Source organism: Vibrio sp. 10N.239.311.G01 (genome assembly GCF_041465805.1).
In the GTDB taxonomy this organism is placed as follows: domain Bacteria; phylum Pseudomonadota; class Gammaproteobacteria; order Enterobacterales; family Vibrionaceae; genus Vibrio; species Vibrio crassostreae_C.
This window is the reverse complement of the sequence record NZ_JBFSRM010000011.1, coordinates 1-11,879: the sequence shown is the minus strand read 5'-3', so window position 1 is coordinate 11,879 and position 11,879 is coordinate 1. Positions and strand designations below refer to the sequence as shown.

The following is an 11,879-nucleotide window of genomic DNA, read 5'->3' as shown; positions in this document are numbered from 1 at the left end:
GTTTTCAAAATAGTTTTGCTGCGTGTCGTAATTTCAGTTTCGTTAATAACGAGAAGTTGAATCACAACAAATGACGCTCAATCCATACAAAAGGATGATTGAAGTCACTTTTCAGATTTTGCTGAATCCTTTCAGCTTTTATACTGAATCGATTCAGCATATAATTCAACTAATCCGAGGATCAGATCATTGGTTATATGATCCTACGCACAAAATACAGGTCACCCATATGACACTTGATGAAATTGCTAAATTGGCTGGAGTATCGAAAACCACGGCCAGTTATGTCATCAACGGCAAGGCGCAGAAATACAGAATCAGTGAAAAGACTCAGCAGAAAGTCATGGCGGTTGTGGAAGAGTATAACTACCGACCAGACCATGCTGCTTCGTCGCTGCGTGCTGGTAATAGCCGTTCATTTGGTTTGATTATTCCTGATCTGGAAAACAGCAGTTACGCGCGTTTAGCAAAATTGATAGAGCAGAACTCACGTAAAGTGGGCTACCAGATTTTGATTGGTTGCTCTGATGATGATGCTGAAACTGAACGTAAAGTCGCTGAAGCTTTGGTGAGCCGTCGTATTGATGCCTTGCTGGTGGCGAGTTCAATGCCGGACGCCAACGAGTTCTACTTGAAGCTGCAAAACTCAGGTACCCCAGTAATTGCGATTGACCGTCCGTTAGATGATGAGCACTTTGCTTGCGTGATCAGTGAAGATTTCGAAGCAGCATTTGAACTGACGCATTCAATTCTTGATGACAGCATTCACAGTGTTGGTTTGATTGGTGCACTGCCAGATCTAAACATTTCACGTGAACGTCAGTTGGGTTTTGAAGCGGCGAACAAAGCGCATACTCAACAAACAGGGCTCACAGACAACAAGCCGATGGTTGTCGGTTATGGTGAGCACTTTGATAGAGAATCTGGACGTGAGGTTTTTGAGGGTTGGATTGCCAAAGGCATAGTTCCTGATGCGATTGTGACTATGTCTTACACCTTATTAGAGGGTGTGTTGGATGTGATGGTCGAAAAGCCAGAGCTGATCAATCAAGTAAAACTGGCAACCTTTGGTGATAACCGTTTATTGGATTTCTTACCTTTTAAAGTCCATTCACTTCCGCAGCAGTTTGAAGTGATTGCCGATAGTGCTTTTGCCTTGGCGCTAAATGCATCAGCTAAGCGTTACCAAGCGGGTATTGAACTCGTGCCAAGAAGCTTAGTGAAACGAGGTTAAACGCGGTTATATTAGGCTAATTCGTAAGCGTATCTAGCTTGGGTTTAACAATAAACCCAGTTCTACGACTGCAACAATGCCGAGCAACAAAGCCAACACTTTCCAAAACTGGATCGGGTTTCGGTTTATCAAAGGTTGCTTGGCTTTGCTTTTGACCAAGCTTTGGTTTGGTGTGTAAAGGTCTGCCACAAAATCCCCCAACACTTGATGACGTTCGCTTGGTGATTCGGCACAGGCTTTTTGTAACACCAAATCTACCCAGCTTGGTAAGTCCGCTCGTTTCTGAGTGATGGGTTGGTATTCCCACTGATGATGACGAGATTGCTTAAGCGATTGTGCAGTCATTTCAGAGTAGGGCAATTCACCGGTTAGCATCTCATAGCCGATCACAGCGATAGAGAACAGATCTGAGCTGGTGGTCGCGCTGTTATGTTTGATGGTCTCGGGTGCAATGTAATTGACCGCACCTAATGGAGTGTCGTCTTTGTCTGCGAGCTCTCCCTCTTCAAGTCCTCTGACTAATACAGCGCCAAGGTCGATGATTTTTATCTCACCATCATGTTGAAGCATAATGTTCTCGGGCTTTAAGTCTCGGTGCACCATGTCTGCGCGTTGTAATACTCGAATACCTTGTGTGATTTTTTCTAGTATGTCGCGTACTTCATTGAGTGACGGTTTTGGATTGTCGTACATCCATTGTCTTAGCGTGATGCCTTCTACCCATTCGCAGATTTGATATAAGAATTGCGAGTTCTCTGGCGTAGGGTAGACCTTCATTACTTTCTTATTGTTTAGCAAGATCCCCGCCCATTGTTCATTAAAGAAAGCTCGAAGTTGCGAAGGGCTATCATGATATTGGACGGAAGGGACTTTCAGCACGAACTCGGTTTGTGTCTCTTTCTGCATCACACGATACACATGGCTTCTAGAGCCTGCATACAACACCTCAAGCACCATGAAGTTGTCGATACTTTGCCCGAGCTTTAACGCGGGTGGAATGGCTCGTTTAGCCAGTTTTTCATGGAACTCGATGAGCGAAGGCTTAGGTAGATGACTGACTTGCACAATCAAACAGCTCACGTTGTCCGAGCTATTGTGGCTTAAAGCCGTGTTACAGATGGTTTGTGCCGCGTATTCGAAATCCGCTCCGGGTTTGTCGATGTGTTCCTTGAAGGTGTTGGGAGAGACAAACTCGTGCACGCCATCAGATGTCAGGATAAAGCAGTCGTTTTTCTTTATAGGTAGGGTTTGATAGTCAACGTTGAGTTGGTTGTCCATGCCTAAGGCGCGTGTTAGATAATGCTTCTGTCCCATATTTTTACGCGTGTGGTCGCGGGTCAGTTGGCGTAATTCTCCATCTCTTAGTAAGTAGATACGGCTGTCGCCCACGTGGAAGATATGCGCGGTGTTTGATTTGAGTATCACGCTGCTGAACGTCGAAACGAGGGCATTGTGGTTCACTTGTTGTGCGGGATGAATATTAGAAACAGACGTGTTGAAGAGCCAAGAATTGAGGGACGTTAAGACCTTTTGCGCCGAACGTTGGATGCTCCAGCTTTGGGGAGTTGCGTAATAGTCGTCGATAAACTGCATCACGCTGGTGTGACTGGCTTTCTGGCCGTGTTCACTGCAACTTGCGCCGTCTGCTATGCAGGCAACACTGCCTTTCAACTCTTGCTCTGCGCGAGTTTTTGGGTGTTTTACAATGATGGCATCTTGGTTTTCATCTCGTACGCCTTGATTCGAATAACCACCAAACTTAAGCGTTAACTGGTTGTTGGATTCTGGCGTGATGACTTGCCCTTGGCTGAATGAAATTGTCATAACTGGTCTTCTTCTTAACTGCTCTTCTTCCCGCTTCCTTGACAGAACATCCTAGGAAGAACAAAAGCCCTAGTGAACTTAGAGCCTTTGAACGAAGCACCTAGCATTGATGTATCCGCTAAGGTGCTTCTCCCGATTCAATAATATCAATGCTTCATAGTACAGACCTAGCTTGAAACATTAATCAGCGTGACACTGCCATCGTCGTTTACTTCGGCGATTTGACCGTTAGGCTCTTCCATGAATAGTAGAGTCACAAAGCCAAGTACCGCTGTTGCAGCAATCACTAAGAAGAAGGTTTGGTAGCTCACGAATGACAACACAGTTAGGTAAACTACTGCACCCACGTTACCGTAAGCGCCCGTCATACCTGCAATTTGACCTGTCATACGACGCTTGATTAGAGGAACCGTTGCGAATACCGCACCTTCACCCGCTTGCACGAAGAAAGAACACGCCATCGCCGCAACAACCGCTAGCCATACAGGCCATGTGCTGTCGACTTGACCCATTGCGAAGTAACCCACAGCAAGACCAATCGTTAGAATAAGCAGTGTTGGTTTACGACCGAATTTATCTGAAATCCAACCACCACCTGGGCGAGACATTAGGTTCATAAAGGCATAAGCCGATGCAACCATACCTGCAAGAACCGGTGTTAATTCAAAGGTTTCAGAGAAGAACAGTGGCAGCATAGAAACCACAGCCAGTTCAGAACCAAATGTTGCGAAGTACAATACGTTAAGTACCGCTACTTGCTTGAACTTGTACTGGTGAATCTCAGGCACTTCTTCTTTAAATACGTTCTTGTTTACTTTCCAAACTTGCGACACTTCGTACACGTAAAGTGCTGCTAAACCTGCATACACAGAGTAAACCGCCATGTCAGACAACATGTTGATGTTGCTTGGTGATAGCTTCCAAGTCAGTAGCGCTAAAGCGGCATACATAGGGATCTTCATAATAAGTAGGAAGAAAAAGTCACCCTTTGATGTCACTTCCATCGCTGTTACTTGAGCAGGCTTGAAGTAAGTTGAACCTTTTGGTGTATCTGACACGTTTTTGTAGAAGATAAACGAGAACGCTAAGCTCATTACGCCAGTAATACCAACCGCATAACGCCAGCCGTCTTCACCACCAAACGCTAGAGCGAGAGTTGGAAGTGTGAACGCTGCTGCTGCTGAACCGAAGTTACCCCAGCCGCCGTAAATACCTTCTGCAGTACCCAGTTCGTTGTGTGGGAACCATTCAGACACAAGACGAATACCGACAACGAAACCTGCACCAATGAAGCCCAGTAGGAAACGAGCGATTGCTGCTTGAATGAAAGAGTCTGCCAGAGCAAACATGAAACAAGGGATAGAACAGACCGCGAGTAGCGAAGAGTAAACCAACCTTGGGCCGTATCTATCGGTTAGCATGCCTATTGCGACACGTGCCGGAATGGTCAATGCAACGTTGAGGATCAGGAGGGTTTTGATCTCTTCAGTAGAAAGACCAAGCGTAGTTTTTACCATTTGCAGTAGTGGGGCAAAGTTGAACCACACAACAAAGGTAATGAAAAAGGCCATCCAGCTTAGGTGTAAGACCTTCATCTTACCCGTAAATGAAAGCAGCGAAAATTTAGTGTTATCCATGGTTTAAATCCTTTAAATCTGGAAAATTACCCGGTTTGTGCACCTGCGTTACTTCCGAACTTAGAACGCTTTTAATGTGCATAAACCCTGTGCCGAAATTGCGCACGCTAATAAGCGTTTGCATGATGGTGTCGGCGGTTTAGTTAACTGGCGATAGCAAGTGGTGCGAGAACTTGAACTTGTTCTCCTTGTTTGCGAACTTCAAATTTCACGAGCTTGAGCTCAGGCTGTTCAAGACATTCGCCAGTTTCTAAGTGGTAATGCTGCTTGTATAAGGGTGATGCCACGTAAGGTTCTCCGCTTAATGAACCAATTATACCACGTGACATCACATTCGCCTTGCCGATAGGGTCGTAATTAGAGAGCCCATAAAGCGTGTCGCTGCGCTTGCAGTAAAAAATAGCCACTTGGTTATCGTCTACTTTAGCGCAAATTCCCCCGTTTGGGGTTAGATCGCTGGTGCTGCATACGGTTGTCCAATTTTCCATGACTTTCTCCTAGTCTAAAATTGAGTTTTTATTTTTTTATTGATGAACCTGATGAACCTGATGAAATTTATGAAACCTCAGTCACTTCGATTTGGTCTGCTTTAGCGAGCTTTTCATCGCGTTTTGAATTCGAAGCATCACTCAAGCTCGGCTTAGGAAAACGCTGCTCTCGCTCTTTGATGAAAGAGAGGCTAGTGTCCATTTCTTCACTGTTGATGTAGTGCTGGAAGCGCTTCATCTTCTCAGGGTTTTCAATGGTGGTTTTCCATTCACACTGGTACTTCTCGATGTTGAGTGCGATGTCCGCTTCGAGTTCTTCAGCTACGTTGAGCTTGTCTTCAATCACGACTTGCTTGAGGTATTCAATGCCGCCTTCGAGGTTCTCCATCCATACCGATGTACGCTGTAAGCGGTCTGCGGTACGTGTGTAGAACATCAAAACGCGGTCGATGTATTTAAGGAGTGTGGTTTCGTCTAAATCAGTGGCGAATAGGTCTGCATGACGAGGACGCATACCGCCGTTACCACAGATGTAGAGGTTCCAACCTTTGTCGGTGGCGATAACACCAATGTCTTTCGATTGGGCTTCTGCACATTCACGAGTACAGCCTGAAACCGCAAACTTGATCTTGTGTGGTGAACGCAGGCCTTTGTAGCGGTTCTCAAGTCGAATCGCTAAGCCAACACTGTCGTCGACACCGTATCGACACCAAGTGCTACCGACACAAGATTTCACGGTACGAACCGATTTACCGTAGGCGTGGCCCGTTTCAAAACCTGCATCAATCAGCTTTTTCCAGATGATAGGCAGTTCGTTAAGCTGTGCGCCAAACAAGTCGACACGCTGACCGCCCGTGATTTTGGTGTACAGGTCGAACTCTTTAGCGACTTCGCCTAAAACAATCAATTTATCTGGAGTGATTTCACCGCCAGCAATACGCGGAACTACCGAGTAAGTGCCGTCTTTTTGCATGTTGCCAAGGTAGATGTCATTGGTGTCTTGCAGCTCGATATGTTGATCTTCAAGGATGTAATCGTTCCAGTACGAAGCCAGAATCGAACCGACAGCCGGTTTACACACAGTACAGCCCAATCCGTTGCCGTGAGAATCTAACAGCTCGTCGAAGGTCTTGATTTTGTTGACGCGAATGATGTCGGTAAGCTCTTGGCGAGAATAAGCAAAGTGCTCACAGATATCGTTAGAGACTTCCACACCTAGGTTACTTAGCTCGCTATCGAGAACCTGTTTCGCAAGGGCAGAACAACCGCCACAACCTGTTGAAGCATTCGTGGTTTCTTTCAATGCAGCCATCGTGGTGCAGCCAGCTGAAACGGCCTCTTTAATATCGCCTTTGGTCACATCAAAACATGAACAGATCACAGCGCTATCAGGCAGAGCTTCAACACCCATTGCAGAGCCAGAATCATCGGCCACGTTAGGTAAAATTAGCACTGATGGGTTTTCAGGAAGGGGCATATCATTTTGCTTGATTTGCAGTAGCGAACCGTAGGCTTCTGCATCACCGACCAATACGGCACCGACAATTTTCGTGCCGTCAGCCGAGATGATCAAGCGTTTATAAACTTGTTCAATTTCATCGTTATAAGTATACGATTGAGCGCCTTCCGTCTTGCCGTGTACTTCACCAATACTGGCCACATCAACACCCAGTAATTTGAGTTTGGTGCTCATGTCTGCACCAGTAAATGAAGCGTCGCTCGTTCCGTCCGATAAGATATGCGCAGCCGCGATTTTCGCCATTGAATAGCCAGGGGCGACTAAGCCGAAGATCTTGTTGTCCCAAAGGGCACATTCACCAATCGCATACACGTTGTCGATGTTGGTTTGGCAGTGATCGTTAATCACAATGCCGCCACGTTCACCAATGGCGATATCAGAGCTGCGAGCTAAGGCATCTTGAGGGCGAATACCCGCAGAGAACACGATCATATCGGTTTCAAGGTGGGTGCCGTCTGCAAAGTTCATACGGTAGCGAGCGTTTTCTCCGTCGACTATTTCAGAGGTCGCTTTCTCGGTGTGAACCTGCACCCCAAGGTCTTCAATCTTTCTGCGCAGTAGCGCACCGCCACCGTCATCTAATTGTACGGCCATTAGGCGAGGCGCGAATTCAACCACATGAGTTTCCAAACCAAGGTTTTTGACGGCGTTTGCGGCTTCTAAGCCAAGCAGACCACCACCAATCACCACGCCAGATTTGCTGCCTTTGCTTGAAAGCTCGATGGCGTCTAAGTCTTCGATGGTGCGATAAACGTGACAGTGTTCTTGGTCGTTACCGGGAATAGGGGGAACAAAAGGGAAAGAGCCCGTCGCCAAGATTAGCTTGTCGTAACTTTCAACGTGACCACTTTCAGTGATGACTTGTTGATTGGCGGTGTCTAGCTTGGCAACCTTCTGGTTCAACAAGTAGTTCACGCCGTTGCTTTGGTAATACTCTTCACTGGTCAATGACAGGTCATCAGCGCTTTTACCATTAAAGTAAGCCGTTAGCTGAACACGGTCGTAGGCCAGCCTTGGCTCTTCACTAAAAGTAATCACATCAAACTCATCACTCTCTGATTGCAGGATGTTGTCGATAAATTTGTGTCCAACCATGCCGTTACCAACAACGACGATTTTCTTCTTGCTCATAATCCATTCCTTATTCTCGGCGTCACCATCACTAGCATCTAATTTCTAGTCGTTAGCAGATGAATACCGGGTTGAGATTCCACTCAATTCATAATCATCAAGAAAAACAAAAATGTTTTTTCTAAGTCTTGGTTTTTAGTGGAGCAAGGAGGATGCCAGATTACGGTTCGTTCATTTAAATAAAAATTAACTTATAATTTTCAGTGGTTTAAAAAATAGAGGTAGCACGCAATTACCCCTAAAGTGGTATGTAAAATTTTTGTTAGATTTATATAAATGAGCGTTTGTGGTGCAACTTTCAGCAAGATGGTGCAAAAATTAAGTTTCTATCTTTGTTAAGTTCTAATTGGTTCATTGCTGATATTTGTGTTTTTATTAAGTTGTTGTTTTTAAATTAAATTACTTACTATTCATCAACTGCTATTAAGTGGCGTGTTATTTGCTTGTTTTCACTTATTACAATTATGGATAATTGAGCGAGAAACGGATGACCGATTCAAACAACGGCTGGATAAAATCGACCTGTGCTTATTGTGGTGTAGGGTGTGGAATAGAAGCGAGACCGACATCGCTAGGAAAACTAGAAGTACGTGGTGATAAAGATCATCCATCAAACTATGGAAAGCTATGTACTAAAGGGATCGCGCTCGGCGACACCGTCACGCCTTTGGGTCGTCTTACACAGCCTGCTTATATTCAGAATGAGCAAAAACAAGAGCTGGATTGGAACAGTGCCACTCAGTTGGTCGCAGACAAATTTAATCAAACCATCGAAGAATTTGGGGCCGATTCGGTTGCGTTCTATGTGTCTGGTCAGCTGCTTACCGAAGACTATTACGTTGCCAATAAACTGATGAAAGGCTTCATTGGTAGTGGCAACATCGACAGTAACTCTAGGCTATGTATGGCTTCAACTGTGGTCGGGCATAAGCGTGCATTTGGCGCAGACACCGTACCGGTATGCTACGAAGATCTCGAGCAAGCCGATCTAGTCGTGATTACAGGCTCTAACCTAGCATGGTGTCACCCGGTACTTTTCCAAAGATTAAGAGCCGCGAAACAAGCCAACCCTGCATTGAAAGTCATCGTCATAGACCCGCGTTATACCGACACTTGTGAAATCGCAGACATTCACTTGGCATTGGAATCAGGATCAGACGTCGCATTGTTCAATGGTTTATTGGGTTACCTCGATGATAACGACAAGCTAGATGCAGACTACATAGAAAACCACACCCAAGGCTTTACTGAATCGATTCGATCTGCGACTCACTACCGTTATACAGAGTCAGGTTATACCGAATCAGGCTGGGGCGACAAAAGCGTTCCTGAGCTGACAGGGTTAACAGAGCAGCAGCTAAAACAGTTCTACAGTTTGTTTGCATCGAACGAGAAGGTGCTGACCATTTACTCCCAAGGCGTGAACCAATCCACACAAGGGTGCGACAAGGTAAACGCCATTATTAACTGCCATTTAGCCACCGGGAAAATCGGTAAACCGGGCATGGGGCCATTTTCTGTAACGGGCCAGCCGAACGCGATGGGTGGGCGAGAAGTGGGCGGTTTAGCCAATACCTTAGCGGCGCACTTTGAATTTGGTGACCCGCAATCACACCAGACCGTCAGCGAGTTCTGGCAAACCGACAGCTTAGCCACACATGCGGGTTTAAAAGCGATTGACCTGTTTGATGCCATGAATGAAGGCAAAATCAAAGCCGTGTGGATCATGGCAACCAACCCAGTTGTGAGCCTGCCTGACAGCGAAAAAATTAAAGCCGCATTAGAGAAGTGCCCATTTGTGGTGGTATCTGACTGCATTGCCGATACGGAAACCACTCGCTTGGCTGATGTAGTGCTACCCGCGCAAGGGTGGAGCGAAAAGTCGGGCACCGTGACTAACTCTGAACGCCGAATTTCACGCCAGCGCCGCGTGTTACCAAGCCCAGGGGAAGCCAAACCCGATTGGTGGATTCTAAAAGAAGTCGCACAAAAAATGGGATTCAAAGAGCAATTCGAGTTCCGCCATGAAGGTGAGATCTTCAAAGAGTATTGCGAGATGACAGCGCTCGGCAATGAAACAGGTAAAGCGCGTGACTTGTGCTTAATTGGACTCACGCAACTGGATGAAAAAGGCTATGGCGAACTCACTCCACAGCAATGGCCAGTACTTGAGTATCAACCTGAGATCATCGAACAGCGCATGTTCACCAATGGTGAGTTCTTTACCGAATCAGGCAAAGCGCAGTTTATTGCAGTTGAGCACGACAAACCGATTGCCGATACCAGCCTTGAATTCCCACTTATCATGAACACAGGCCGAATCCGAGACCAATGGCACACCATGAGCCGCACAGGCTTGGCGGCAGGTTTAGGTGAGCATACCCCTGAGCCTTTTGTTGCGATGCACCCAGATACCGTTTCAGAACTGAACTTGGATGAGTTTGGGCTAGATGCTTTCAACCACGCGACTATTAACCCTGTGGTGAAAGTGCGCAGCGCACAAGGGGAGTGCCAAGCGCGCTTAGTGGTGACCAAAGAGATGCGCCGTGAACAAGTCTTCATGCCTATCCACTGGAACGCACCCACCGCCAAAGACAGCAAACCATGCGAACTAATCTTGCCTCATACCGATGCCGCATCAGGTCAGCCAGAATTCAAACATACCCCAGTGATGGTTGAACCGTGTGGCTATCACAGCGAAGCCGCACTGGTCAGTGACAAGGTGATGGATTGCAGCGGCTTTGATTATTGGGTTCGCCAAAGAGTAGAGGGCGGTTTTCTGTATCGAATATCTTCCTCTAAGAACCCAATGGAGTTGGTGATTCAGCTTGCTAATACCCTCGATGCCTTGCCAGAACCTAACGCAGAAGCGATCAAATCACTCCATTACCACGGCAATAAATCATTCAAGAACTACGGCTCTGCCAAGCTGGGTCAGTCTGGCGTAAAGCAAGCTTTCGTGGTGAACAGTAAGCTTGACCATCAAAGCATCGATTGGCTGGTGGAATGTCTAACCCGAGAAGCCGATGAAGAGTTCGAAGCCGAGTTTTTGAGTACCATGGCGAAGTAGTTACTACCTCTAACCTATTAATACCAAGAGTTAAGCGCCGACAATTACGTCGGCGTTTTTGTTTGAAAACACGATATTCAAAGATATGACTATTCATTATCGAGCTGCGGTTTACTCACATATTGGGGAGTTTTCTGCATTTTGCAGAAACTATATGGAAAATTTCTGCTTTTCGTCATGTTTGATACGAAGATAAGTAGGTAAGATAATGTTATTAAATGAGTTATTAGACTAAGTGTAGTGTGTCTTGGAAACTAGACAGAATTGTTTCGGGGACAAAATGCAGAATTATTCTGTCTAATATAGCTGTTAACTGTGCTTTGAGTCACGAACAAATACTATGAGCTTTATCATCCCATTTTCATATGCAAAAGTGTGAAGTGTTAGTTTTGTTTAAAGAGATCAAGGATGAAAAAGAGTGTGTTATTAGTGCCTATTCTGGGTGCCTTTTTAACTGGTTGTGCAAATAAATATGTATCACCAACAAATACTGGTAATTTGACCCAACTTAGTCTTCAAGCGGAAGGGGATGGAGCGTCGCTAGCTGGAATACAGATTAGGTTTTGGCATGTAGAGAATGCAGGCAAATGTGACATGTGGGAAATTGAAGGTGACAGAACTCTGATGCATACAATTGAAATCGGCGGATTTTCAATGTTTGGTAATGAACAGTCAAAAACATTACCAATTGTTGCCGGGAATAAATCACACTTTTTGGTAACAGCTACTTCCGGAAGTCTTATGTGTGGGGTCATTTCTGATTTTGTTCCAAAAGAAGATGAATCGTATATTTTGAAGTTTGATGGTGTGCTACAAGCTTTGAGTAAGTCACAGTGTAGTGTTGAGCTAACTACCAGTGACCACAACCCTGTTGAGTCGTTTAACTCTCAACTCTGCTTTAAGCCACATTGACCGCACAGTTAACAAACGACTATGGCGTCAATGATTAATTTTTGGCAGTGTTTTCATCCCACAT

At 45.7% G+C, this 11,879-nt stretch carries 7 protein-coding genes; 3 read left to right on the top strand and 4 right to left on the bottom strand.

Going from position 1 to position 11,879, the window contains the following annotated elements; genetic code table 11:
- The first annotated feature begins 229 nt into the window (after window positions 1-229).
- Window positions 230-1,234, top strand: a complete 1,005-nt coding sequence (gene cra / locus AB6D06_RS10720) for a catabolite repressor/activator (protein WP_108167004.1) — start codon at window positions 230-232, stop codon at window positions 1,232-1,234.
- Window positions 1,235-1,267: 33 nt separating this feature from the next.
- Here the strand turns inward: cra and AB6D06_RS10715 are convergent, their stop codons facing one another.
- From AB6D06_RS10715 to nirB, 4 genes are all read right to left on the bottom strand, one after another.
- Complete coding sequence (locus AB6D06_RS10715) at window positions 1,268-3,058, bottom strand: bifunctional protein-serine/threonine kinase/phosphatase (protein WP_108167003.1); 1,791 nt, start codon at window positions 3,056-3,058, stop codon at window positions 1,268-1,270.
- Window positions 3,059-3,225: 167 nt separating this feature from the next.
- Window positions 3,226-4,695, bottom strand: a complete 1,470-nt coding sequence (locus AB6D06_RS10710; protein ID WP_017060867.1) for a NarK family nitrate/nitrite MFS transporter — start codon at window positions 4,693-4,695, stop codon at window positions 3,226-3,228.
- Between the two features lie 143 nt (window positions 4,696-4,838).
- A complete protein-coding gene (nirD, locus tag AB6D06_RS10705) occupies window positions 4,839-5,183 on the bottom strand; it encodes a nitrite reductase small subunit NirD (protein WP_012600889.1) in 345 nt (114 codons plus the stop codon).
- Between the two features lie 67 nt (window positions 5,184-5,250).
- Window positions 5,251-7,833, bottom strand: coding sequence for a nitrite reductase large subunit NirB (nirB, locus tag AB6D06_RS10700; protein WP_371721339.1), 2,583 nt, complete (start codon window positions 7,831-7,833; stop codon window positions 5,251-5,253).
- Window positions 7,834-8,305: 472 nt separating this feature from the next.
- Between nirB and AB6D06_RS10695 the strand changes: the two genes are divergently transcribed.
- Both AB6D06_RS10695 and AB6D06_RS10690 read left to right on the top strand, forming a co-directional pair.
- Window positions 8,306-10,903 (top strand): molybdopterin oxidoreductase family protein, encoded by a 2,598-nt coding sequence (locus AB6D06_RS10695; RefSeq protein WP_372100285.1) that lies wholly within the window; start codon window positions 8,306-8,308, stop codon window positions 10,901-10,903.
- Between the two features lie 408 nt (window positions 10,904-11,311).
- Window positions 11,312-11,815 (top strand): hypothetical protein, encoded by a 504-nt coding sequence (locus AB6D06_RS10690; protein ID WP_017064753.1) that lies wholly within the window; start codon window positions 11,312-11,314, stop codon window positions 11,813-11,815.
- Window positions 11,816-11,879 lie beyond the last annotated feature (64 nt).